Origin of the sequence: Brevundimonas poindexterae (genome assembly GCF_020524625.1) — a bacterium.
Taxonomy (GTDB): domain Bacteria; phylum Pseudomonadota; class Alphaproteobacteria; order Caulobacterales; family Caulobacteraceae; genus Brevundimonas; species Brevundimonas poindexterae_A.
This window is the reverse complement of sequence record NZ_JAIVLL010000002.1, coordinates 386128-410159: the sequence shown is the minus strand read 5'-3', so window position 1 is coordinate 410159 and position 24032 is coordinate 386128. Positions and strand designations below refer to the sequence as shown.

The following is a 24032-nucleotide window of genomic DNA, read 5'->3' as shown; positions in this document are numbered from 1 at the left end:
GTGCAGACCCGGCGCGTCGCCACCGATGGCCTGACCCAGTCCGTGCTGGAGGCGGGCGACGGTCCGCTGGTCCTGCTGATCCACGGCTTTCCCGAGCTGCGGATCAGCTGGCAGGCCCAGGTCGAGGCGCTGGCCGGGGCCGGCTGGCATGCGGTCGCGCCCGACATGCGCGGCTATGGCGGCACGGACAAGCCAAAGGGTGTGGCGCAGCACACCCTGCTGCATCTGGTCGGCGACATGGTCGATCTGGTGAGGGCCCTGGGGCACGAGACCTGCGTGGTCGTCGGCCACGACTGGGGGGCGCCGGTCGCCTGGCACTGTGCCCTGATGCGGCCCGACATGTTCCGGGCCGTCGCGGGCCTGAGCGTGCCGTTTCAGCCGCGCCGGCCGAACGGCCCGCCGATCCCGGCGATGAAGGCCATCTCGAAACGGGCGGGTCTGGGCGATCTCTATATCGTGCGGTTCCAGGAGCCGGACGCGCACCGGCCCATGGAGGCCGACCCAGCGACCGCGCTGCGCAGGATGTTCTGGGCATATGACGGGGCGACGGACGCCGCCGACCGTCACACCGGCTTTCTGACCCCCGGCGTCGACATGCTGGACAGCATCAGCGACCAGGCGGTTCTGCCCCCCTGGATGGATGAAGACCATTTCCGTCAGTATGTCTCGGCCTTTGCCGCCGGCGGGTTCGAGGGTCCACTGGACTGGTATCGGGCGCTGGACCTGAACTGGTCGCTGACGGCCTGGCTGCAGGACCGGCGCATCACTGTGCCGTCCCTGTTCATCGTCGGCCAGAATGACCCCGTCCGCCACTATGCCGGGGCGCATGAGAAGGGGCTGGGCGACTGGCTGACGGACCTGCGCGGCCAGTATGAGATCGAGGGTGCCGGGCACTGGATTCAGCAGGAACGCCCGGAGGCGGTGAACCGCCTTCTGCTGGACTTTCTGGCCGGACTCTAGCGAACAGCGTCGGCCGTGATTTCCAGACTGCGCAACCGGGCCTCCACATCGTGGATCATGCCGGTGACCATGATTTCCTCGACGCCGGTCAGGGCCTGGAAGTCCCGCAGGGACCGGCCGACGGTCTCGCCGTCGCCGATGGCGGCATAGGTCAGGCGGCTGGCGACAGCCGCCCGCTCGGCATCATTCAGCACGGCGGTGATGTCGTCGACCGGCGGCTTCAGACGGCCCGGGGTGCCCCGCACCACATTGGCAAAGGCCATCTGCATCGAGGTGGCGAGACGCTGGGCCTCGGCCGTCGTATCGGCGGCAAAGACATTGATGACCGCCATGGCATAGGGCTCGGCCAGCGCCGCGGACGGGCGGAAACCCTCGCGGTAGATGCGGAGCGCCTGCAATAGGAGTTCAGGTGCGAAATGGCTGGCGAAGGCAAAGGGCAGGCCCAGCTGGGCCGCCAGTTCCGCGCTGAACAGGCTGGAGCCCAGCAGCCAGAGCGGCACATTCGAGCCCTGACCCGGCCAGGCGGCGACCCGCTGGCCCTCGACGGCCGGGGCCAGATAGCCCTGAAGCTCCAGCACATCCTGCGGGAACCGGTCGGCGCCGTCGAAATAGCGGCGCAGGGCCCGCGCGGTCGGGCCGTCCGTGCCCGGTGCCCGACCAAGGCCCAGGTCAATCCGGTCGGGATAGAGGGCGGCCAAGGTGCCGAATGCCTCGGCCACCATCAGCGGCGCGTGGTTGGGCAGCATGATGCCGCCGGCGCCAACGCGGATCGTCCTTGTCTGCCCGGCCACATGCCCGATGGCCACCGCCGTGGCCGCCGAGGCGATGCCGGGCATGTTGTGGTGCTCGGCTAGCCAGAAGCGGCGGTATCCCGCCTGCTCGGCAGTCTGCGCCAGCCGGGCGGACTCGGACAGGGCACGGGCGGCGTCGCCGCCCTCGACAACGGGCGACAGATCAAGAACGGACAATACGGGCATGGCCTTCAGATCGGTATCCCCGGACAGGGTTCAAGGCCCGGCGGGGAGGCCTGCGGAAATCCCCCCGGAAAGGTCCCGATAACCCTGACTGTTCAGCGTGATCATAAAGCCTTGGGCAAGGCGCCGGGGGCAGAATGGCGGGGTCAGTTAACCTCACGGGACCCCCTTGCCGATCACCGTACCCCTGACCCAACTCGGGTCCTCTCGCAGGGACCAGCTGGACCGCGTGATCGAGGCGGGTCTGGCAGCGCAGGGCCGTGTCTTTGCCCTGTCGCTTGAACCGGTCCGGCAATCGCTGGGCGACCGGTGGCAAGCCAGGCGGGACCATATCTGGGACGCGGCCGAGCGAACGCTGGAACGGCGCCTGCCGCCGCCCGACGTCTTCATGCGTGTGGACGAGGTGACCTTTGTCGCCGCCGTGGCCTCGCGCGATTCCTATGACGGTCAGGTCCTGTGCGCCGACATCCTCAGGGGGCTGCTGTCCTTCTTCCTCGGTCGCAACGCCGACGATGACATGGTGCTCAAGCGCGTGGCCTCGCTGGACGGCGGCGCGCTGCAATGCGTGCGCATCGACCCCTTTGCGACCCGCCCCGCGACGCCCTCGACCGCTGAGCCTGAGCCGACCCGCGGGCCGGAGGACTGGACGCCGCCGCTGGCCGGACGCCGGCATACGGCCTCGATCTTCACCTCCACGGATGAGCCGGTCGAGGTCGAATTCGAGATTGTGCCGGTCTGGCGGCTTGATACGGGCGCCGTCGGGGCCTTCCGTATCGCCCGGGATGTGCGCGACGTGGCGAGACTGTCTTCGGCCCAAGTCGAGGTGGTGGACCGCGCAACAATCGAGTTCCTGATCCCGCTGCTCGAGGAATATCGTCGCGAGGGCGGGGTGTTCGCCATGATCGCCCCCCTGTCCTTCCCGACCCTGGCCATGGGGCGCCCGCGTCTGTCGCTGATCCAGCAGTGGGCCTCGGTCGCCGACCTGATGCGGCAGGCCGTAATCCTCGAGATCCAGGATGTGGACGCGGGCGTGCCGACCGGACGGTCCGGGGATACCGCAGCCATGCTCTCCCCGTTCTTCCGCGGACTGATGGTCGAAATTGACGATGTGCAGGCGGCGGAAAAGGCGCTGTCCGAGCACCCCTTCAGCGGGGTGGTGATCGACGGGGACCGTATGGCGGCGCCCGCCCTGCTGGGGCGGCTGATCCGCGCGGTGCGCAAGAGCACGCGCAACATCCTGCTGGTCAATCCGCCGCGCGGGCTGGACGAGGCGTCACTCCGCCGTGCCGGCATCAGTCATGTGACGGAGCTGGACGAGCGGGTTCAGGAAGCCCCGGTGCCCGAGGCCGTCAGACCGGATGCGTCGGTCCCGGCTTAGCGGGCGTGTCGGTTTCCGAAATGGACGGGGTTTCCGGGAGCGGAATGAACTCCGCATCGTCGTCTTTCGGCAGGGTCATGCGACCGGCCTTCCAGTCCGCCTTGGCCTGATCGAGGCGCGCCTGGCTGGAGGCCACGAAATTCCACCAGATCAGGCGCTGGCCGATCGGCTCGCCGCCCAGCACCATGACGGTCGACGGGCGGATCGCCTTGATGGTCGGCTCGGCCGTCGGCTCCAGCACGACCAGCTGACCTTCGCCGAAGGTGCGGTCGCCCACCTCTATCTCGCCCTTCACGACATAGAGGGCGCGCTCGCTCATGCCACCGGCGCCCTTGCCGGGGGGAGGTGCGGTGCGGACGCCCTCGGCCAGCTCCCAGTGCACGTAGAAGAGCGGGGACGAGATCGGCACGGCCGCCTTGGCGCCATAGGCTTCACCGGCCACGAGGCGGGCGTAGAGGCCGCCGTTGTCATAGGTCGGCTGATCGTCCTCGCCATGGTGATGGAAGGCGGGGTCGGTCTCTTCCAAGTCGTCGGGCAGGGCGATCCAGGCCTGCATGCCGTGCATCGGGCCACCGGTGGACCGCTTCAGCGGATCGGTGCGCTCGGAGTGGACGATGCCCTTGCCGGCGGTCATCCAGTTGACCTCGCCCGGGCGGATCGGCTGGGTGTAGCCCAGATTGTCCCGGTGATGGATCTCACCCTCGAACAGGTAGGTCAGGGTCGACAGGCCGATATGGGGGTGGGGGCGCACATTGACGCCCTCGGCGCCGGGCGCGAACTCGGCCGGGCCCATATGGTCGAGAAAGATGAAGGGGCCGACCATGCGCCGGGCATGGAAGGGCAGGATACGGCCGACCTCGAACCCGCCGAGGTCCTTCTTGCGGGCCTCAATCACCATTTCGATCATCGTCAGGGCTCCGGGGTCGGGGGCAGTCGGGAAATCAGGGCGGGCGGCAGGTCGGTCTGGCGCGGGGCGCCATCGTCGTCAAAGCCATTCCACTGCGAACGCGAGACGAAGACAAGCTGTCCGTCGACCAAGGTCACGGTCGTCGGCTCCTCGATCTCCGGCAGGTTGGCGGCCAGCACGACGACGATGCCGACCTCTTCGTGGTTCGGATAGAGCACCAGTCGCAGCACCCGCTGGGGGTTTACGCCGTTCTGAATGGCGAACAGCCGCGTGCCGTCCGTGGTCAGGCCGTCGATCCCGACCAAGGTCTGGTCCGGGGGCAGGGCGACCGGCACGGGCGTTCCACCGTCCAGCGGCATGCGCCACAGGCCCGAGCTGTAATCGCCAACAAAAAGGGTGTTGCGCACGACGGCCAGGCCCTGAGGGGAGCCGAACACGCCGGTCACGAAGGGGGTCAGCGCCTGATCCGGCCCCGCCAGTCTGTAGAGATCGCCGGACTGGCCATCCGAAACGATCACGGCCCCGTCGGGCATCAGAACCAGATCGCCCAGACCGTGCTCGCGGTCATCGGCAGGCACTGGATACACGCGCATCACCCGGCCGGTCTCCAGATCGATCTGCAGCAGGGCCGTGGCCGGCACGTCGTCCGCCGCGAGGCCATGGATAGCCGGGGGCAGGGGTGCGGTCGTCGCCCACAGGATGCCGCGCGCCTCGTCAACCGCCAGACCGACCATGCCGGACGCCGCTGGATCCGGCTGAAGCCAGGGCGTGACCGTGCCGTCGTCGGCGACCGCCACAATGGTGCGTCCCGCCACCAGCGACACCAGCCAGCGATCCTGGCGCGGGTCGCGCACCACGCTCTCGGCCAGAACGGCGCCGTCGATCCGGAACAGCGGCTCGAGGCTTCCGGCCCCGACCGGCGCCTTGTTTGAGCGGATCAGCTCGGCGATGACCTCGACCGCCGCGGCATGGTCCGGCTGTGTCCGCAGGTCCGCGAGGGCCTCTTCGCCATCCACATCGAACACCAGACCCGCGCCGCCATAGCGTCCGTAGTGGATCAGGGCCCCGAGACCGTCGCCACGAGCGGCGGCCACGCGGGCTTGCAGGATCATGACGCCCGGATGGTTGGGGATGAAGGTCTCGGCCTCGGCCAGTTCGCGGGCGGCGGTGTCCAGATTCTCGGCGCGGAGTGCCGTCACGGCTGCGGCGCGGTGGTGGCGGAAGGCGGCGACCTCGCCCTCCGGCGTCTGCGCGTTCGCCACGCCCGCGGTCAGCGCCAGCACCGCCAGCCCGAAGGCCACTCCCCCCGATCGCCCCATGGTCGTGTCCCTAGTTCACATGCGGACTGACGATACCGAGCGGCAGGGCCGTGACGTTCTTCACGCCGCGCGTGACGATGTGGCTCTCGCAGTCGGAGACGATGCCCAGCGCCAGCAGCTTCTCGCGCAGGAATTTGTCGAAGGCGTGCATGTCGGAGGTGACGATCCGCAGCACATAGTCCTCGCGGCCCGTGATGGTCGCGCACTGGACGACCTCGGCCCAGTTGGCGACGGCGCTCTCGAACACCTCGAGATTTTCCGTGGACGGCAGGTTGAGCTTGACGATGGCATAGACCTCGAAGTCCAGGCCCAGCTTGTCGGCATCGAGCAGGGTCACCCGCTTGCGGATGTAGCCCGTATCCTCCAGTCTCTTGATGCGTCGCCAGCACGGAGACGCCGACAGACCGACCCTTTCGGCCACATCCGCAACCGAAAGCCCGGCATCGTGTTGGAGAATGTCGAGGATGCGGGCGTCGATCGCGTCCAGTTCTTCGGCCAATGCGTTTCTCCCGATCTTTGTTCGGTGGAATAAAATACCTCAATCGGGCGGAAATCAAGGTCGGATTTGAGCGAGCAATCACGGTTCGCCCGTGGTAGATCGCGGGATGAGGAAACGCTGACGGATCAACGGACGGCAACCACGATGAAAAAGAACACCAAGCCCCTGTCCCTGCGGGTGCCGGAGCCCTCCGGCCGTCCGGGTGACACCCCCGACTTCAGCCATCTGAAACTGGATGCCGCCGGCGCCGTGGCCCGGCCCGACGCCCTGGCCGATCCGCACGAGATGCGCGACATGGCCTTCCGGCTGGTCCGGGTGCTGGACGATTCCGGCAAGGCCGTCGGCCCGTGGGATCCGAAGCTGGACCCCGAGACCCTGCGCCGGGGCCTGAAGGCCATGGTCCTGACCCGCGCCTTCGACGACCGGATGCACCGCGCCCACCGCCAGGGAAAGACCAGCTTCTACATGAAGTGCACCGGCGAGGAGGCCATTGCGGTCGCCCAAGGGATGATCCTGCCGGCCGAGGACATGGGCTTTCCGACCTATCGCCAGCAGGGGCTGCTGATCGCGCGCGGCTATCCGCTGGTCGACATGATGAACCAGATCTATTCGAACGCCTCGGACCCCATCAAGGGCCGTCAGCTGCCGATCATGTACTCCAGCCGCGACTATGGCTTCTTCACCATCTCGGGCAATCTCGGCACCCAGGTGCCGCAGGCCGTCGGCTGGGCCATGGCCTCGGCCTACAAGGGCGATGACCGGCTGGCGATCAGCTGGATCGGTGACGGCGCCACCGCCGAGGGCGACTTCCACAACGCCCTGACGTTCGCCGCCGTCTATCGCGCGCCGGTGATCCTCAACATCGTCAACAACCAGTGGGCCATCAGCTCTTTCCAGGGCATTGCGGGCGGTCTGGAGACCACCTTTGCCTCCAAGGCGATCGGCTATGGCCTGCCGGCGCTGCGCGTCGACGGCAATGACTTCCTGGCCGTCTGGGCGGCGACACAGTGGGCCGAGGAGCGCGCCCGCGCCAATCGCGGCGCCACGGTCATCGAGCTGTTCACCTATCGCGGCGCCCCGCACTCGACCTCGGACGATCCCAGCCGCTATCGCCCCGGCGACGAGCACGAGAAATGGCCGCTGGGCGATCCGATCGCCCGCCTGAAACAGCACCTGATCGCGCTCGGCGAATGGTCGGATGAACAGCAGGAGGCCGCCGAGAAGGACGCCGCCGAACAGGTCCGCGCGGCGGGCAAGGAGTCCGAGGCCATCGGCACGCTCGGCCAGTCGCGGCCCAGCGTGAAGACGATGTTCGAGGATGTGTTCGCGACCGAGGACTGGCGTCTGGTCGAACAGCGCCGCGAAGTGGGGGTCTGAAGATGAGCGAGCAAACCTTCACCGAAGCCGACCGCAACGACGGCATCGAGCCCGACATGGTCGATCAGGATCATGCGCCGAAATCGACCGCCGCAGGCAGCGGCACCGTGCCGATGAACATGATTCAGGCGCTGAACTCTGCGCTCGACACCAAGATGGCCGAGGACCCGAACGTGCTCTCGTTCGGCGAGGACGCGGGCTATTTCGGTGGCGTCTTCCGGGTCACCGACAAGCTGCAGGAAAAGCACGGCCTGACCCGCAGCTTCGATGCCCCGATCAGCGAATGCGGCATCGTCGCCACCGCCATCGGCATGGGCGCCTATGGCCTGCGCCCGGTCGTCGAGATCCAGTTCGCCGACTACATCTACCCGGCCTATGACCAGATCGTCAGTGAGGCGGCCAAGCTGCGCTACCGCTCGGCCGGCATGTTCACCAGCCCGATCACGGTGCGCTCGCCCTATGGCGGGGGCATCTTTGGCGGCCAGACGCACAGCCAGAGCCCCGAGAGCCTGTTCACCCACATCGCCGGCCTCAAGGTCGTCGTGCCCAGCAACCCCTATGACGCCAAGGGCCTGCTGACCGCCTGTATCGAGGACGACGATCCGACGATCTTCTTCGAGCCCAAGCGCCTCTACAACGGCCCGTTCGACGGCTGGCACGAAAAGCCGGTCTCGCCGTGGAAGGCCCAGGAGCTGGCCCAGGTTCCGACCGAGAAATACACCGTGCCGCTGGGCAAGGCGCGCATCATGAAGGAGGGCGCCGACGTCACCATCCTGGCCTGGGGCACCATGGTCTGGGTGTCGCTGGCCGGGGGCGAGCATGCGGGTGTCGACGCCGAGGTGATCGACCTGCGCTCGCTGGTACCGCTCGACATCGAGGCCATCGAGGCCTCGGTCAAAAAGACGGGCCGCTGCGTGATCGTGCACGAGGCGCCGAAAACCTCCGGGTACGGAGCAGAGCTGTCGGCCCTGGTGCAGGAGCGCTGCTTCTATCACCTTGAGGCGCCGATCGCGCGCGTCTGCGGCTGGGACACGCCCTATCCGCACGCCTTCGAGTGGGAATATTTCCCCGGCCCCGAGCGGGTGGCCGAGGCCCTGAAATCGACCATGAACGGAGGGCGCTGATCATGGGACGCTATGTGTTCAAACTGCCCGACGTGGGCGAAGGCACCGCCGAGGCCGAACTGGTCGGCTGGCACGTCAAGGTCGGCGACATGGTTGCCGAGGACCAGATCGTCGCCGACGTCATGACCGACAAGGCGACCGTCGAGATCACCAGCCCGGTGGCCGGCAAGGTCACCATCCTGCACGGCGAGCCCGGCCAGATGCTGGCCGTGCGCGGCCCGCTGGTCGAGTTCGAGGTCGAGGGTGCGGGGAATGCGGCGGCAGCGTCTCATGGCAGCGATGCCCCCTCCACCGCTTCGCGGTCCCCCTCCCCCGATGGGGGAGGATCTGCGGTTCAATCTCCCCCCACCGGGGGGAGTACCGGCGCAGCCGGGGAGGGGGGCTCGGGCTCTCCCGCATCCGGCGCCAACTATGTCTTCAAACTGCCGGACGTGGGCGAGGGCACGGCCGAAGCCGAGCTGGCCGGTTGGCACATCAAGGTCGGCGACGCGGTCGAGGAAGACCAGATCATCGCCGACATCATGACCGACAAGGCGACCGTCGAACTGACCAGCCCGGTGGCGGGCACGGTTGTCGCCCTGCACGGCGAACCCGGCCAGCAGCTGGCCGTCGGTGGGCCGCTGGTGTCCTTCAAGGTCGAGGGCAAGGGCAATGTGGCGGCGTCCACCGCCTCTGCTCCCTTCCCCCTTGATGGGGGAAGGGCTGGGGATGGGGGTGACGGTGCCATCAAACGGCCCGCCGCGGGTTCCGCCGCCTCCAGCGCTAAACCCGCCACCACCTCCACCCCCACCCCAACCCCTCCCCCATCCAGGGGGAGGGGCTCTGACCCCGTCCGCACCCTGTCCACCCGGGGTGAGCGCCCTCTGGCCTCGCCCGCCGTGCGCCAGCGTGCCCGCGACCTGGGCGTCGAACTGCAGTTCGTGCCGGGCTCCGGGCCGGCCGGTCGCATTGAGCATGGCGATCTCGACGCTTATGTCGCTTCTAGCAGCCACGGATCGTCCGCCTCCGGATCATCCGGCTCGACCTATACGAAAGCCGAAGGCACGACCGAGACCAAGATCATCGGCCTGCGCCGCAAGATCGCGGAGAAGATGGCCGAGAGCGTGCGCCGCATCCCCCACATCACCTATGTCGAGGAAATCGACATGACGGCGGTCGAGGAGCTGCGCGCCCACCTGAACGCCGCGCGGAGGAAGGACCAGCCCAAGCTGAACGTCCTGCCCTTCATCGCGCGCGCCATCGTGGTGGCCCTGCGCGACCAGCCGACCATCAACAGCCACTATGACGACGAGGGCGGGGTGCTGACGACGCACAACGCCGTCCATCTGGGCATCGCCGCCCAGACGCCGAACGGCCTGATGGTGCCGGTGGTCCGCCATGCCGAGGCGCGCGATCCGTACGACACGGCCGAGGAAATCGCCCGCGTCTCGGGCGCAGCCAAGGCCGGCACCGCCAAACGCGAGGAACTGTCGGGCTCGACCATCACCATTACCTCGCTGGGCACGCTGGGCGGGGTGGTTCACACGCCCATCATCAACCACCCCGAGGTCGCCATCATCGGCCCCAACAAGATCGCCGAGCGCGTGGTGGTGAAGGACGGCCAGATGGTCGTGCGCAAGATGATGAACCTGTCCTCCAGCTTCGATCACCGCATCGTCGACGGCCACGACGCGGCAGTCTTCGTCCAGCGCATCAAGGGCCTGCTGGAACACCCGGCGACGCTGTGGATGGGGTGAGGAATGGCGCGGCGGATCCGATGAACCGAACCCTCGCTTCAAAGCTTGTTCTTGGCAGCGCTATGGTGTTGGCGGTGATGACCGCCGCCGCGCCAGCCATGGCCTGCCGCATTCCACGTGGTCAGCCGCCGGCCAGCGAAGCGGAACTGAAACGACGCGCTGACGAGGGCCTGGTTCGCGTTGCCGACTCCATTGTGATCGCCGAGGTCTCGGAGGTCCGCATCGAAGCCCCGGGGGCGGTGTATCCGTCATTCAATCCTGTTTCCCCGGTGCAGGGTACCTGGCCGATCGAAATCGATCCGCGGTGGCATATTTCCATGTGCGACGTAGTCGGCAATCTTGGGACCTACCCGAATATCGCCGTAGGAGATCGGGTCCTGCTGTTCGTCGTTGATCGCACCGTCTTTCATGCAGAGCCCATCGGCAGCGCCCGAGCAGGCGACCTGATAGCCATTATTACGCAGGGCAACCAATGACCCAGACCCTCTCCACCAAAGTCCTCATCATCGGGGCCGGCACCGGCGGCTATGTCGCGGGGATCCGCTGTGGCCAGCTGGGCCTCGACACCATCCTCGTCGACGGCGGCGACGGGCTGGGCGGCACCTGCCTGAACGTCGGCTGCATTCCGTCCAAGGCGATCATCCACGCGGCCAACAAGTTCGAGACCGTGGCCAGGGCGGCGGACGGCGGTACGCTGGGCATCACGGCGTCGAAGCCCGCCGTTGACCTGTCGAAGACGGTCGAGTGGAAGGACGGCATCGTCCGTAAACTGAATGGCGGGGTCGCGGCCCTGCTGAAGAAGGCCAAGGTCAAGGTCATCAAGGGCTGGGCCGAGTTTTCCGATGCCAAGACCTGCACGGTGAAGACCGCCGACGGCGATGTCACGATCAGCGCCGAGCACGTCATTCTGGCCACGGGGTCCGAGCCGGTCGAGCTGCCCTTCCTGCCGTTCGGCGGCGATGTGATCTCCTCGACCGAAGCCCTGTCGCTGGACAAGGTGCCCGGCAAGCTGGTGGTCGTCGGCGGGGGCTATATCGGCCTGGAGCTGGGCATAGCCTTCCGCAAGCTGGGCGCCGAGGTGACGGTGGTCGAAATGGCCGACCGCATCCTGCCACTCTACGACAAGGCCCTGACCGATCCGGTCACCAAATGGCTGGAGAAACACGGCGTGAAGCTGCTGCTGGGGGCCAGGGCCGGGTCGTTCGAGAAGGGCGCCCTGAATGTCACCGACAAGGACGGCGAGGCGCTGAAGCTCAAGGCCGACAAGGTGCTGGTCACCGTCGGCCGTCGGCCGCGCACAAAGGGCTGGGGCCTCGAGAATATGGGCGTGGCCATGGCCGGTCCGTTTGTGAAGATCGACCACCGCTGCGCCACCTCGATGCGGAATGTCTGGGCTATCGGCGACCTGACCGGCGAACCCATGCTGGCGCACAAGGGCTCGGCCCAGGGCGAGGTGGTCGCGGAAATCCTGGCCGGCCACGACCGGACCTTCGATCCGGTGACCATCGCCGCCGTCTGCTTCACCGAGCCGGAAATCGTCTCGGCCGGGCTGGGTCCGCAGGAGGTCGAGGGCCGCGATGACGTCATCACCTCGGTCTTCCCCTTCATGGCCATCGGCCGGGCCCTGGCCATCGAGGCGGGCGACGACGGCGGGTTTGTCCGGGTGATCGCGTCAAAGACCGACCACCGCATCCTCGGCATCCAGGCCGTCGGCCAGCATGTGTCGGAGCTGTCGAACAGCTTTGCCCAGATGCTGGAGATGGGCGCCGTGCTGGAAGACGTGGCCGGCGTGATCCACGTCCACCCGACGCTGGGCGAAGCCTTCCACGAGGCCAGCCTGCGGGCGCTGGGCCACGCCATCCACATCTAGGGGGCGCGCGTCCATGCAAGGCCTGCGAGCTTCAAGGGGTTTCGCCGTGGGCTCTGCCCGTCGGTCATGAAAGGGAGGGGATAATGGCGCGGTATGTAGTGGCCACGGCCACGGTCGGGCTTGCCATCATGTCGATGGCGGAACCGGCCAGAGCCCAGGAGGACACGGGCGACTGGCGCTACGCGGGGCAGGACGGCATTGCCGCCTTTGGCTGGGATCATGCTTCCCGGAGCCGCGACGGAGATATCGTCCGCGTCAGGACTATCCGGTCGGATTTGCCCTTGCGCCCGATTGAAAACGGCATACCCGCCAGCATCATCGTCCCGAATGAGCCGCTCGTCGAATACGACTACGAAATCGCCGCACTGGTGATCGACTGCGCCCGCAATCGATTCACAGCTGACCGCTTCTCCAAATACGACCGGTCGGGCAATCTGGTCGCCTCGGAGGAGGTTGACGAGGACTGGTACCCGAACTTCGGCCCCATCACCGTCGTGGCGCCACGGGTCTGCGAGCGGAATTCCCGCCTCCAGCCGGAGCCGCACGTCAGTACGCGGGAGTTTGCCGTGAGCGTGCGCGACATGGCGACTTCGGGTTCAGACTAGCCTCCCATTACCGCGCTTTCACTTGAGTGGGCGGGCTGCCTGCCGCATCGTGGCCTCCAGCTTCAAGGAGATAGCTATGCGTTTGAAGATGATGATGGCGACCGTGGTGGCCGGTCTGGCGCTCGCGGGCGCCGCCCAGGCCCAGGATGCCGCCACGGACGGCGAGTATCGCGCCTCGCTGGGGCGAATGATCGCCTCGACCGCCGACGGCGAATGCCCGGCCGACGTGATGGCGGCTGACCTGCTGAATGCCTGCAACGACCAGATCGATCAGATCGGTCCGGCCCTGCAGTCCCTGGGCCCGGTCAAGGACATGAGCTTCGTCAGCGCCGAGGGCGAGGGCGAAAGCCGCGTCGAGACCTATGACGTCTTCTTCGAGAGCGGCCAGATGCTGACCTGGGGCATCGGCGGCTATGTCGACGGCAAATTCACCATCGCCTACGTCAGCGGCTGATCCTGTCGCATGATGGAGACGGGACCGGCCCTGACGGCCGGTCCCGATCCCTGGCTCAGGCCGCGTCCTTGAGAGCGGCCTCATTGATGCTGGCGTCGGCGATAGAGGTCAGATCCTCGTCGGTCTGCGACTCCTCTTCCAGCGTCTCGTCGAGCAGCTTGACGGCGTCGTCGAGCCCCAGAACGGTCGCCCAGCGCTTCAGTGTGCCGTAGCGCGTGATCTCATAGTGTTCGACGGCCTGGGCGGCGGCCAGCAGGCCGGCGTCCAGCGCCGGGCTGTCCTTGTATTCCTCGGCGATCTCGTCGCCCTCATCGAGGATGCCGTTGATCGCGTCGCAGGTCTTGCCGCGCGGGGTCTTGCCGATGATTTCGAACACCTTTTCCAGGCGCTCGATCTGGCCTTCGGTCTGGCCCTCGTGCTTCTCAAACGCGGCCTTCAGGGTTTCAGACTGCGCCGCCCGCTTCATCTTGGGCAGCGATTTCAGGATCTTGCGCTCGGCGTAATAGATGTCGCGCAGGGTGTCGTGGAACAGGTTCTCTAGGGTCTTGTCGGCCATGGGTGTTCTCCTGTGAGGCAGACCACAACAACCTTGCCGCGCACAGCCGGTTCCTATGTCGGAAACCGGGCTCAGGCCTGACCGTCCACCCCCAGCACGGCGTCCATACGGGGACGCAGCATGCGGTAGCAATCGCAGGCCGCGGCCTCGAGGCCGGCCCGGTCCGTGATCCGGATCACGCCCCGGCCATAGGCGATCAGTTTGCGCCGCTTCAGCTCGGAGGCAGCCTCGCTGATGGTCGACCGGCGCGTGCCGATCAGTCGCGCCAGTTCTTCCTGCCGGAAGGCAAGGCTCTCGTGGGGGGACAGGTCCCATGCCGTCAGCAGCCAGCGGGCGATCCGGTCGGGGATGGGGTGGAGCGCATTGCAGGCGCCGTTCAGCGCGGCCTGCGCCTGGTACAGATCGGTCAGGATCAGCAGCCGGTTCATCAGGCGGGGCCGCTCAAGCGCCAGCGCCCTCAGGGCCGATGCGCTGGCGACCCAGGCGGTGCCCGTCGCCCGGCATACGATCTCCCAGGAACTGGGGCGGTTGGCCATGAAGGGTGCCAGTCCCGTCAGGCCCTCATGGCCGACCACGGCGGTTTCGACCGCGCTGCCGTCCGGAAACCGGATCAGATTGGCGAACTGCGCGTCGATCGGGAAATGCACTTCGGTGATGGGCGCCCCCTGATCGACCACGATCTGGTCGAAGGTCACCTCGACCCGCCGCAGCAGCGGCCGCAGGGCGGCGGCTTCCTCGGGCGACAGGGTGGCGATGAAGCGGTTCTCGGGGCGGGGCTCATGCGGCTGGGTCATGCAATGGCAACGCTCAACGCCACGCTTGAGTGCCAGTGTCACCGACCGAACTTTCCGGGCGACCACACCGTGATATTCCACACGCAGACCGGGAGGCCGCGTGAAGACCTATTTCTGCTTCATCGAGAGGGACATCATGGGCACCCCCCATGTCGAGCCCCTCAACGCCGCGACCGACGACGAGGCGCTGAAGGAGGCCGAGGCCCTGCTGCGCACCCATGCCAGCGGGATCGCGGCCCATGTCCTGTGCGACGACATGCGTATCGGCACGGTGCGGGCGACGCGATCCCCTGAGGTCAGGCCCGGCTGATCAGCCGGCCTTGCGACGCAGGTCGGGCGGCGTGGCCTCTTCGGTCAGGATGCGGATGGCTTCCTCGACCGACACAATCTCCTGGCCTTGCGAGCCCAGGCGGCGGAGGGCGACCTTGCCCTCCTCGGCCTCGTTCTTGCCGACCACGGCGATGACCGGAACCTTGCCGACCGAGTGTTCGCGCACCTTGTAGCCGACCTTCTCGTTGCGCAGATCGGTCTCGACGCGCAGGCCTGCCGCCTTGAACTTCGCCGCGACCTCCTTCGCATAGTCGTCGGCGTCCGAGACGATGGTGGCGACCACGGCCTGGACCGGGGCCAGCCACAGGGGGAAGGCCCCGGCATAGTTCTCGATCATGATGCCGATGAAGCGTTCGAACGAGCCCAGGATCGCCCGGTGCAGCATGACCGGCCGGTGCTTGGCGCCGTCTTCGCCCACATATTCCGCACCCAGACGTTCAGGCAGCACATAGTCCAGCTGGATGGTGCCGCAGGTCCACTCGCGGCCGATGGCGTCCTTGACGACGAAATCCAGCTTGGGCGCATAGAAGGCGCCGTCGCCCTCGGTCACGACCGGCTCGGTGCCGGCGGCCCGGGCGGCCTCGGCCATCTGGGCCTCGGCCTTGTCCCAGAACTCGTCCGTACCCGCACGGACCTCGGGGCGGGTGCCCAGGCTAATGTAGGCCGTCTCCATGCCGAGGTCGGCGTGGACACTGCGTGCCAGATCGATGAACCGGGCGGTCTCGTCGACGATCTGGTCCTCGCGGCAGAAGATGTGGGCGTCGTCCTGGACGAAGCCGCGCACCCGCATCAGACCGTGCAGGGCGCCCGACGGCTCATACCGGTGACAGGCGCCGAACTCGGCCATGCGCAGCGGCAGTTCGCGATAGGACCGCAGGCCCTGATCGAAGATCTGCACGTGGCCCGGGCAGTTCATAGGCTTGAGGCTGAGTTCCTCGCCCTCGACCGTCTCGCAGACGAACATGTTCGGCCGGTACTTGTCCCAGTGGCCCGAGGCCTCCCAGAATTTGCGATCCAGAACCTGGGGCGTCTTGACCTCGACATAGCCGGCCGCGTCCAGCCGGCGGCGCATATAGGCCTCGATCACCCGCCAAAGCACCCAGCCCTTCGGGTGCCAGAAGACCATGCCGCGGCCCTCTTCCTGCATGTGGAACAGGTCCATGGCGCGGCCCAGCTTGCGGTGGTCGCGCTTCTCGGCCTCTTCCAGACGCTTCAGATGGGCCTCGAGGTCCTCCTTGGAGGCCCAGGCCGTCGCATAGATTCGCTGCAGCTGCGGATTGCGATGGTCGCCCCGCCAGTAGGCCCCGGCCAGCTTGGTCAGCTTGAAGGCCTTGCCCACGAACTTCGTCGAGGGGAAGTGCGGGCCGCGGCACAGGTCCAGCCACTTGCCCGTGCGATAGACGGTGATGACCTCGTTCTCGGGCAGGTCGCGGATCAGCTCGGCCTTGAAGCGTTCGCCGATGCTGTCGAAGTAGATGATGGCCTCGTCGCGGTCCCAGACCTCGCGCACCAGCTTCTCGTCGCGGTCGACGATCTCGCCCATGCGCTTCTCGATCGCGGCGAAGTCGTCGGTCGAGAAGGGCTCTTCCCGGTGGAAATCGTAATAGAAGCCGTCCTCGATGGCCGGGCCGATGGTGACCTGGGTGCCGGGGAACAGCTCCTGCACCGCCTGGGCCAGCACGTGGGCGGCGTCGTGGCGGATGGTTTCCAGCGCCGCGGGATCGTCGCGCATGATCAGGCGGAAGTCGCCGCCCGACTCGATCGGACGGTCAAGGTCGCGCTGCTCGCCATTGATCTCGACCAGGGCGGCCTTCTTGGCCAGCGAGGACGAGATGGAGGCGGCCACCTGGCGCCCCGTCGTCGAGGACGGGAACTGGCGGACGGCACCGTCGGGGAATTTCAGGTCAATCATCTGTCTGTCTTCGTTGTCTGGATCGCGGGAGGGGAGGGATCCCGCGCCGGAACCGGGTCGTAGCCCGAACTTCCGAAAGGATGGCATTTGCACAGGCGCCGTACGGTCAGCCACCCGCCCCGGACCGGCCCATGGGTGATCAGGGCGTCGCGGGCATAGTCGGAGCAGGTGGGCAGGAACCGGCACGACTGCCCGATCAGGGGCGACAGGGTCAGCTTGTAGCCCCGGTGGGCCGCGCGGACGCCGCGTTCGTAAAGGGTTTCGCCGGATGCCATGTCGCCGCGCTTATCCCCCGCATCGTCCGCCCGGGCAAGCACCGCGGGCAAGGTCGGGGAGAGCCGGGCGGATCAGGCCGCTCCGGCGCGGCGAGTTCGCTCGGCCTCGGGCGTGTCGCGGGTGGCCAAGGCCATGTCGACGGCATCCAGCAAGGCGCCCATGGCCACCTGGGTGGAGGCGTGACGCTGGGGATAGTCGGCAACGGGCTTCAGCACCCGCAGGCCCTCGAACCGGCCCTCCGGACCCTCGCCGCCGGCCTTCAGCATATCGGTGAGGGCCGCCGCAGCGGCCGTGATCTCGTCGGCCGTGGCGCCGATCGCGGCCTCGCCGATCACGCCGGCGGCCGCCTGACCGAGAGCGCAGGCCTTGATGTCCTGGGCGAAGTCGGCGACCCGACCCGCGTCATCCAGAACGACATCGACGACGGCGCGCGATCCGCACAGGCGGGCGACGCGCTCGCCCGTGCCCTCGGGCGCGGCTAGACGCCCGGCATGCGGCAGATTGGCCGCCAGCCCCAGAATGCGGGCACTGTAGAGGTCGTCGATCATGAGCCGAATATAGGACCGGGGCCGGGCGGGCGAAACCGCCTACTGCAGCGACTGCCAGGTGCGTGCCCCGCCGGCGGCGACCGGGCCTGCAGCGCGCTCGCGAATCCAGGCCAGGTTCTGGTCGGCCTGGGCGGGCGGCAGTTCACGGCGCAGGATGGCCTCGGCCTCGCCGATATTGCCGGACAGGCCCACGACCAGCGCCAGGTTCTGCTTGACCTGCAGGCCCGCGCCGGGTTGGGCGGCAGCACGCCGCAGCAAGGTTTCCGCACCCGGGAGGTCCCCGGCCGTCAGGTGCACCATGGCCATGTTCGACAGGATGGACGGATTGTCGGGCGACAGGCGCAGCCCCTCGGCCCAGGCCGCCTGGGCATCGGCCTCGCGGCGCACCTGCTGATAGGCGACCCCCAGCAGCGACCACGGCCGCCAGTCTCCCGGCAGCAGGTCCCGGGCCCGCTCCAGCGCGGCAATGCCGTAGAAGGCCTGACCGCGTGCAATGTGGGCCCGGCCCAGCTCGATCATGGCCTCGGTATTGTCGGGCTGGACGATCAGCACCTTGTCGGCGGCCTCGACGGCCTGATCATACTGACCCAGTTCCCTGAGCGCCTGTGCCAGCCGCACTCCGGCGATGGGATCGGCCGGGTTGATCTCGAACTCCTGCTGCCAGAACAGCGACCGGCTGAGCGGATCCATCCGCTCATAGGTGGCCCGCGTCTCGGCCGAGGCGGGCTGGCGGTCCTGGGCCATCAGGGCGGTGGGCGTGGCGAGAGCGGCGAGGGCGGCGATCAGCAGAAGTGGGCGCGACATGGAGCGTTCCCGGCGATAGGGTTCAGGTCACCATGAGGGTGGGCCGCTTCGGTCAATCCTTCGTTAACCCCGCCGATACCGTGGAGAAATCATGTCCCGTCGCCCGCCTCTCGTGATCGCCGCCGACAGTCCGGAAGCCGCATCGGCGCGGCCCGTGCGTCTGGTGCCCCGCGATACGGCTCTTGAGGGACCGGCCGGTGTCTGGGCGAAGGCCAACGGGTTCAAGGGCCAGGCCGGGCGGTTGCTGCTCTGTGCCGACAGCTCTGGCGAACTGACGGAGGCCCTGTTCGGCACCGGCGAGACCTTTGACCCGATCGCCCTGCGCGGGCTGGCGGCCCGGCTGCCGGAAGGGTTGTGGCGGCTGGACGGCCTGCCGGACGGCGATGCGGACCTGGCCACGCTGGCCTTCTGCCTCGGCCGCTACGCCTTTGATCGCTACACCAAGCCGGCGCAGGACGACGGCGCCCGTCTGGTCGCGCCGGACGGCGTGGATGTGGACCGGGTGCAGGATACGGCGCGCAGCTGCGATCTGGTGCGCGAGATGGTCGATACCCCGGCCGCCGACATGGGGCCGCTACAGATCGAGACCCTGGCGCGGGAAATCGCCGAGGAATCCGGCGCTGAAATCTCGGTCATTGAGGGTGAGGCCCTGCTCGAGGCCAACTATCCCGCCGTCCACGCCGTCGGCCGCGCCGCCGTGGCCGCCCGCGCGCCGCGCATGATCGAGATGCACTGGAACCGGTCGCGCACGGACCTTCCCCTCGTGGCGCTGGTCGGAAAGGGTGTGGTGTTCGACACCGGCGGCCTGAACCTCAAGGCTGGCGCCGGCATGCGCTTCATGAAGAAGGACATGGGCGGCGCGGCCCATGCGCTGGGTCTGGCCCGGATGGTCATGCGGGCGGGGCTGTCCGTGCGGCTGGCGCTGCTGGTGCCCGCGGTCGAGAATGCCGTGTCGGGCGACGCCTTCCGCCCCGGCGATGTCCTGTCCAGCCGCAAGGGCCTGTCGATCGAGATCGGCAATACCGATGCCGAGGGACGGCTGATCCTGGCCGACGCCCTGGCCCGGGCCGGTGAGCTGGAGCCCGACCTGACCCTCGACTTTGCCACCCTGACCGGCGCGGCGCGCGTGGCCCTGGGGCCCGACCTGCCGCCGCTCTATACGGATGACGAGGCGCTGGCCGCCGACCTCCTTGCGGCCTCGGCCCGGGTCCGCGATCCCGTGTGGCGCATGCCCCTGTGGGCGCCCTATGCCGACTCGCTGGATAGCGACATCGCCGATCTCAGGAATGACTCGGCCGCCTGGGCCCAGGCCGGATCGGTGACGGCGGCCCTGTTCCTCAAGAACTTCGCCCCCGGGACCGGGGCCTGGGCGCATATGGACATCTTCGCCTGGAACCCGCGGGGTCGGCCCGGATGGCCACAGGGCAGCGAGGTCCAGGCCATCCGCGCCTGTTTCGACATGCTGGCGGCCCGCTATCCGGCCTGAGGGGCCGCGCGTTAACGTGACCTTCGGCCTTGTGAGTCAGGGTGCAGCGTCACAGCTGTCCTTGTCCCGCCGGAATGATCCACGCCGAACCCTCCGCCCTGCTGACCCGACCCGACCTCGCCGAAGCGGCGGTGGAAGGGCTGGTGCGCGCGAAGGCCTACCGCGCGACCGAGGTCTTCCGCACCTCCGGCCCCGTGGCGGACATTCTGGACGACGACGGCCACCGTATTTCGCAGCTTCTGTTCGGAGAAGCGTTCGACAGCCTTCTGGTCGAAAGCGGACGCCACTGGGGACGCTCGCGCCGGGATGGCGTGATCGGCTGGATTGCCGAAGCGGATCTGACGGCCGGCATAGGGACGCCCAGCCACCGCGTGGCGGCCCCCGGCGGAGTCCTGCCGTTCAACAGTCTGGTCGATCCGACCCGGGATGCGGCCGGGGATGTGGTCCTCATGCCGCTGGGAGAGTTCGAGGCCGACCTCGCTGCCGTGGCCGAATCGATGATCGATGTGCCGCACAGTCTGGGCGGTCGAACTGAAGACGGCATGGATTGCGCGGCTCTGGTGCAGGCCTGCCTGATGGCCTGTGGCCGGGCGGCGCCCCGCTATACCGAAGGCCAGGCCGAGCTGGGCCGGGCGGTTGCGCGGGACGATGTTCAGCGGGGCGACCTGATCCTCTGGCGGCACGCCGAAGGGGGCCCGGGCTGGACCGGACATTCCGCCATCGCCCTCGATGCCGCGACCGTCATCCACGCCAGCGGACGCGCGGGATCGGTGTGCCGACAGTCGCTGGACGAAGCGGATACGAATCAGCGCGCCGAGGGCTTCGACGCGCTGATCATCAGACGACTCTAGAAGAGATTCGGTATCAGCCGCCCGTCGGGGCGCTGTCCGCAGCCGGCGGGGCCGCCGGGCTGTCCTCAACAGCGGGTTGACCGGCCGCACCCTCGATCGGGGCCGCCTCCACGCCTTCGCCGGCTTCACCCGGCTCACCGGCTGCAGCACCGGGCTGACGCGCGGGATCGGGTGCCGGGACCGCATAGCCGCTGGAGCCCTGGCTCATCAGCCAGGCGATCAGGTTCACGCGGGTTTCGGTGTCGCGCAGGCCGGCGAACGACATCTTGGTGCCCGACACATAGCGCGCCGGGGCGGTGATGAAGTGGTCCAGGGCGTCCAGCGTCCAGGTGGGGTCGACGGCCTTGTGCGCGACCATGGCGTCCGAATAGGCGAAGCCGGCGTGGCTGGCGACCGGACGGCCGACGATGCCGTACAGGTTCGGGCCGATCTTGTTGGCGCCGCCCGATTCGATCGTGTGACAGGCCGTGCAGCGCGCGAAGGCGGCTTCACCGGCGGCCAGATCGGCGACCGGAATCAGCGTGCCCCAATCCGGCGGCAGCTCGGCTTCGGCGCCGCCTTCAGCGCCGCCTTCCGGGATGTCGACCTTGTAGCCCATCTCGTGGGCGGGCTCGGATTTGTAGACAAAGCCCGAAGCCTGCTGGACCACCAGGATCGTGAAGACCGTCGCCAGGCCCGCACCGAAAATCTTGTTCAACTCGAGGTCGCCGCTCATCCGGTCGTCAGTCCCGTATCTGAAGGGCCCGCATCCCCGGCCGGTGGCAGGGTGGCAGGCATTGTTTCGCGTGCGCGTCTCTGACACGGTAAGACGGCCTTCGCAACTGTCCGGTTGGGTTTCCCGCCCGGCTGCGACCAAAGACCCCGCCTGCCGCGCCCCTCCTCCAGAGCCCTTACGATCCCTCATGACTCCGCTGATCCTCATCCCTGCGCGCATGGCCGCGACGCGACTGCCCGGCAAGCCGCTGGCCGACATCGGCGGCGTGCCCATGATCGTGCGCGCCAGCCGTCAGGCGAGGGCCTCGGGGCTGGCCGTAGCCGTGGCGGCGGGCGACCCTGAAATCGTCGAGGCCGTGAAGGCCGACGGGGGGCAGGCCGTGCTGACCGACCCGGACCTGCCGTCCGGCTCGGACCGCATCCGCGCGGCGCTGGATGCCATCGACCCGGCAGGGCGGCATGATGTGGTGGTCAACCTCCAGGGCGACATGCCGTTCGCCGATCCGGGGCTGTCCGGGGCCTGTGTGGATCTTCTGGCCCGTCATCCCGACTGCGATATCGCCACCCTCGTGGCCCCCGAGAGCAGCGCGGCGGACCGGGCGAATCCCGATGTGGTCAAGGCGGTGCTGGCCATGGCGCCCGAAGGCACCGAGGGCCGGGCCCTCTATTTCACCCGCTCTACCCTCTACGGCGACGGGCCGGTATGGCGGCATATCGGCCTCTACGGTTATCGCCGCGCAGCGCTGGAAGCCTTCTGCGCTGCACCGCCGTCGCCGCTGGAGCGCCGCGAAAAGCTGGAGCAGCTGAGGGCGCTTGAAATGGGCCTGCAGATCCATGCCGCCGTGATCGCCGATGCGCCCCTGTCGGTGGACAATCCGGATGACCTGGCCGCCGCCCGCGCCCAGGCGGCGATTTCAGGCTGATCCGGAAGGGTTTCGTCATTTGTCGCCGGACCGGGACAGTGGCACAAAGATGCATCATTTATGGAGAACACCATGCTGAAGTCCCTTGCCGCCGCGGCGGCCCTCTCTTTCGCCGTCATGGCGCCGGGCGTTTCGGCCCAGGCCCAGGACCCCTCCGGTGCCGGGCTGGTGGATCTCCTGCTGGACAGGGTCTCCAGCGAGGCCGACCTGACGATGCAGGGGAAGGTGGCGGGCCGCCTCAGCCAGGGGGCTTCGGCCACTGCCACTCTCCAGGCCCCGGCCGGCCCTGTGGCTTTCATCGGTGTCTGCGATGAAAACTGCAGCGACGTCGACCTGATCGTGCGCGATTCGTCGGGTCGCGAGGTGGGCCGCGACTTCGAGGACGACGATGTGCCGCTGGTCGTGTTCGAGGCGGCGACCGCCGGTCGCTACACCGTCGAGGTCCAGATGCCGGGCTGCAACGGCACCTGCAACTGGGGCGTCGGCGTCTACAACTGACGCCCGCCGAGTTCAGACATCGTCGACCCAGGCCTTGAGCAGGCTGTGGGCGATCGCAAAGGGATAGGGCGCCACCACATCGGGGTGGCGCCCTTCCAGTACCTGACGGGCCTCGTCGCGGGTCAGCCAGCGCACGGCTTCCAGTTCTGTCAGGTCCGGCTGGGCGTCATTGTCGCTGACCTCGGCGATCAGGCCGATCATCAGTTGGTGCGGAAACGGCCAGGGCTGACTGGCGAGGTAGCGGACGTTGGTGACGGTCAGCCCGGCTTCTTCCTTCACCTCACGGGCGCAGGCCTCCTCAAGGCTTTCGCCGGGCTCCATGAAACCGGCCAGCGCCGACATCCGCCCGGCCGGCCAGGCGGCCTGGCGTCCCAGCAGGCATATCGGCTCGGCGCCCCCGTTATAGACCGGCAGCATGATGCAGACCGGGTCCACCCGCGGATAATGCTCCGCGCCGCAGGCTTCGCAGGCGCGGCGCCAGCCGCCCGAGGCCATCCCGGTCTCGCGGCCGCAGCCGGGGCAGAACCGGTTTCGACCATGCCAGTCGAACAGCCCCTTGGCCGCCCCCGCCATGGCCAGATCTCCGGCGGGCAGACGCGGGGCGGCTGCCCGCATGTCCGGATGGTCGCCCGGCCCCATGAGGGTCTCGAGGTCGGCGAGACGGCCCTCCGGCACCGAACAGGCAAATACCGGGGCCTCCTTCCACAGGCCGAGGAAGACCGGCTCGTCGGTGCACAGCGATGACAGGCGGGCCAGCGGCGCCCAGGCCAGTCGCTCTTGATCCCCGACGGGTTCCAGCCGGGGGCGACCGTCGATCATCACCATGGCCAGAGCCGCAGGATCGGCCCGGCGTGCGGCCATCCAGTCGGGATCGTTGCGACTGTCGCCGCCCCGGTCGAGAGGGGAAGCGGAAAAGGCGGTAATGAGCGGCCGGGACATGGCGCCCTCCATACCCCGTCGGCATTCGCGCCGTAAGGCATCTTGATCTCACGCCCCTGAACGCGCATATCGGGGGTGGAGATCGCGGGCGAAGGCTTCGCCAACCTGGTCAGGGCCGGAAGGCAGCAGCCACAACGAATTCCCCTTCGGGTCGCGGTCTCCAACCTTCTCTCTCAGCAAAACCGTCATCCGGCCTCG

General features: G+C 68.0%; 26 protein-coding genes and 1 other RNA gene. 15 read left to right on the top strand and 12 right to left on the bottom strand.

Annotated features, from left to right (window positions below):
* Positions 1-960, top strand: coding sequence for an alpha/beta fold hydrolase (locus LC068_RS08325; protein ID WP_226636242.1), 960 nt, complete (start codon positions 1-3; stop codon positions 958-960).
* Here the strand turns inward: LC068_RS08325 and LC068_RS08320 are convergent.
* Positions 957-1937 carry an LLM class flavin-dependent oxidoreductase gene (locus LC068_RS08320; RefSeq protein ID WP_226636240.1) on the bottom strand — a complete coding sequence of 327 codons (981 nt, stop codon included), beginning with the start codon at positions 1935-1937 and terminating at the stop codon, positions 957-959. The genes LC068_RS08325 and LC068_RS08320 overlap by 4 nt on opposite strands.
* 166 nt (positions 1938-2103) lie before the next feature.
* Here LC068_RS08320 and LC068_RS08315 point away from each other — a divergent pair, with 166 nt between their 5' ends.
* The gene (locus LC068_RS08315) at positions 2104-3312 is read left to right on the top strand and encodes a hypothetical protein (RefSeq protein WP_226636238.1); all 1209 of its coding nucleotides are present in this window, start codon (positions 2104-2106) and stop codon (positions 3310-3312) included.
* Here the strand turns inward: LC068_RS08315 and LC068_RS08310 are convergent.
* From LC068_RS08310 to LC068_RS08300, 3 genes are read right to left on the bottom strand one after another with little or no spacing between them, the layout of a single operon-like run.
* Complete coding sequence (locus LC068_RS08310; RefSeq protein ID WP_226636236.1) at positions 3284-4219, bottom strand: pirin family protein; 936 nt, start codon at positions 4217-4219, stop codon at positions 3284-3286. The genes LC068_RS08315 and LC068_RS08310 overlap by 29 nt on opposite strands.
* 2 nt (positions 4220-4221) lie before the next feature.
* Positions 4222-5538: an SMP-30/gluconolactonase/LRE family protein gene (locus LC068_RS08305; RefSeq protein ID WP_226636234.1), complete on the bottom strand. Its 1317-nt coding sequence runs from the start codon at positions 5536-5538 to the stop codon at positions 4222-4224.
* Positions 5539-5548: 10 nt separating this feature from the next.
* Complete coding sequence (locus tag LC068_RS08300; RefSeq protein WP_209119065.1) at positions 5549-6037, bottom strand: Lrp/AsnC family transcriptional regulator; 489 nt, start codon at positions 6035-6037, stop codon at positions 5549-5551.
* A gap of 144 nt (positions 6038-6181) precedes the next feature.
* Here LC068_RS08300 and LC068_RS08295 point away from each other — a divergent pair, with 144 nt between their 5' ends.
* The 7 genes from LC068_RS08295 (at position 6182) to LC068_RS08265 (ending at position 13203) form a co-directional block, all read left to right on the top strand.
* A complete protein-coding gene (locus tag LC068_RS08295; protein ID WP_226636232.1) occupies positions 6182-7414 on the top strand; it encodes a 3-methyl-2-oxobutanoate dehydrogenase (2-methylpropanoyl-transferring) subunit alpha in 1233 nt (410 codons plus the stop codon).
* Between the two features lie 2 nt (positions 7415-7416).
* Positions 7417-8538: an alpha-ketoacid dehydrogenase subunit beta gene (locus LC068_RS08290; protein ID WP_226636230.1), complete on the top strand. Its 1122-nt coding sequence runs from the start codon at positions 7417-7419 to the stop codon at positions 8536-8538.
* A 2-nt stretch (positions 8539-8540) separates the two neighbouring features.
* The gene (locus LC068_RS08285; RefSeq protein ID WP_226636229.1) at positions 8541-10274 is read left to right on the top strand and encodes a 2-oxo acid dehydrogenase subunit E2; all 1734 of its coding nucleotides are present in this window, start codon (positions 8541-8543) and stop codon (positions 10272-10274) included.
* A gap of 20 nt (positions 10275-10294) precedes the next feature.
* A complete protein-coding gene (locus tag LC068_RS08280; RefSeq protein WP_226636228.1) occupies positions 10295-10750 on the top strand; it encodes a hypothetical protein in 456 nt (151 codons plus the stop codon).
* Positions 10747-12144 (top strand): dihydrolipoyl dehydrogenase, encoded by a 1398-nt coding sequence (gene lpdA, locus LC068_RS08275; protein WP_226636227.1) that lies wholly within the window; start codon positions 10747-10749, stop codon positions 12142-12144. The genes LC068_RS08280 and lpdA overlap by 4 nt, the downstream gene beginning before the upstream one ends.
* An 83-nt stretch (positions 12145-12227) precedes the next feature.
* Positions 12228-12749 (top strand): hypothetical protein, encoded by a 522-nt coding sequence (locus LC068_RS08270; protein ID WP_226636226.1) that lies wholly within the window; start codon positions 12228-12230, stop codon positions 12747-12749.
* Between the two features lie 76 nt (positions 12750-12825).
* Complete coding sequence (locus tag LC068_RS08265) at positions 12826-13203, top strand: hypothetical protein (RefSeq protein ID WP_226636225.1); 378 nt, start codon at positions 12826-12828, stop codon at positions 13201-13203.
* Positions 13204-13258: 55 nt separating this feature from the next.
* Here LC068_RS08265 and LC068_RS08260 read toward each other — a convergent pair whose 3' ends face one another.
* The gene (locus tag LC068_RS08260; RefSeq protein WP_226636224.1) at positions 13259-13759 is read right to left on the bottom strand and encodes a YciE/YciF ferroxidase family protein; all 501 of its coding nucleotides are present in this window, start codon (positions 13757-13759) and stop codon (positions 13259-13261) included.
* A gap of 71 nt (positions 13760-13830) precedes the next feature.
* On the bottom strand, positions 13831-14553 hold the full coding sequence (locus LC068_RS08255; protein ID WP_226636222.1) for a Crp/Fnr family transcriptional regulator: 723 nt from the start codon (positions 14551-14553) through the stop codon (positions 13831-13833).
* Between the two features lie 100 nt (positions 14554-14653).
* On the opposite strand from LC068_RS08255, the gene LC068_RS08250 reads away from it, so the two are divergent.
* Positions 14654-14863, top strand: a complete 210-nt coding sequence (locus tag LC068_RS08250; RefSeq protein ID WP_226636220.1) for a hypothetical protein — start codon at positions 14654-14656, stop codon at positions 14861-14863.
* On the opposite strand, the gene thrS is transcribed toward LC068_RS08250, so the two are convergent.
* The 4 genes from thrS to LC068_RS08230 form a co-directional block, all read right to left on the bottom strand.
* Positions 14864-16795 carry a threonine--tRNA ligase gene (thrS, locus tag LC068_RS08245; protein ID WP_226636218.1) on the bottom strand — a complete coding sequence of 644 codons (1932 nt, stop codon included), beginning with the start codon at positions 16793-16795 and terminating at the stop codon, positions 14864-14866.
* The gene (yidD, locus tag LC068_RS08240; RefSeq protein WP_226636217.1) at positions 16792-17070 is read right to left on the bottom strand and encodes a membrane protein insertion efficiency factor YidD; all 279 of its coding nucleotides are present in this window, start codon (positions 17068-17070) and stop codon (positions 16792-16794) included. Before yidD ends, thrS begins: the two co-directional genes overlap by 4 nt.
* Before the next feature lie 72 nt (positions 17071-17142).
* On the bottom strand, positions 17143-17619 hold the full coding sequence (locus LC068_RS08235; RefSeq protein ID WP_226636214.1) for an iron-sulfur cluster assembly scaffold protein: 477 nt from the start codon (positions 17617-17619) through the stop codon (positions 17143-17145).
* 39 nt (positions 17620-17658) lie between these two features.
* A complete protein-coding gene (locus tag LC068_RS08230) occupies positions 17659-18423 on the bottom strand; it encodes a tetratricopeptide repeat protein (RefSeq protein WP_226636212.1) in 765 nt (254 codons plus the stop codon).
* Between the two features lie 91 nt (positions 18424-18514).
* Between LC068_RS08230 and LC068_RS08225 the strand changes: the two genes are divergently transcribed.
* Positions 18515-19909, top strand: coding sequence for a leucyl aminopeptidase family protein (locus LC068_RS08225; protein ID WP_226636210.1), 1395 nt, complete (start codon positions 18515-18517; stop codon positions 19907-19909).
* Between the two features lie 74 nt (positions 19910-19983).
* A complete protein-coding gene (locus tag LC068_RS08220; protein WP_226636207.1) occupies positions 19984-20760 on the top strand; it encodes a C40 family peptidase in 777 nt (258 codons plus the stop codon).
* A 13-nt stretch (positions 20761-20773) separates the two neighbouring features.
* Here the strand turns inward: LC068_RS08220 and LC068_RS08215 are convergent, their stop codons facing one another.
* Positions 20774-21475, bottom strand: a complete 702-nt coding sequence (locus LC068_RS08215) for a c-type cytochrome (protein WP_226636205.1) — start codon at positions 21473-21475, stop codon at positions 20774-20776.
* 187 nt (positions 21476-21662) lie between these two features.
* On the opposite strand from LC068_RS08215, the gene LC068_RS08210 reads away from it, so the two are divergent.
* Both LC068_RS08210 and LC068_RS08205 read left to right on the top strand, forming a co-directional pair.
* Positions 21663-22397 (top strand): 3-deoxy-manno-octulosonate cytidylyltransferase, encoded by a 735-nt coding sequence (locus LC068_RS08210; RefSeq protein WP_226636203.1) that lies wholly within the window; start codon positions 21663-21665, stop codon positions 22395-22397.
* 72 nt (positions 22398-22469) lie between these two features.
* Positions 22470-22895 (top strand): hypothetical protein, encoded by a 426-nt coding sequence (locus tag LC068_RS08205; protein ID WP_226636201.1) that lies wholly within the window; start codon positions 22470-22472, stop codon positions 22893-22895.
* A 12-nt stretch (positions 22896-22907) separates the two neighbouring features.
* On the opposite strand, the gene nudC is transcribed toward LC068_RS08205, so the two are convergent.
* Positions 22908-23834, bottom strand: a complete 927-nt coding sequence (nudC, locus tag LC068_RS08200) for an NAD(+) diphosphatase (protein ID WP_226636199.1) — start codon at positions 23832-23834, stop codon at positions 22908-22910.
* 73 nt (positions 23835-23907) lie between these two features.
* Between nudC and ffs the strand changes: the two genes are divergently transcribed.
* Positions 23908-24003: signal recognition particle sRNA small type (gene ffs, locus LC068_RS08195), an RNA gene on the top strand.
* Positions 24004-24032 lie beyond the last annotated feature (29 nt).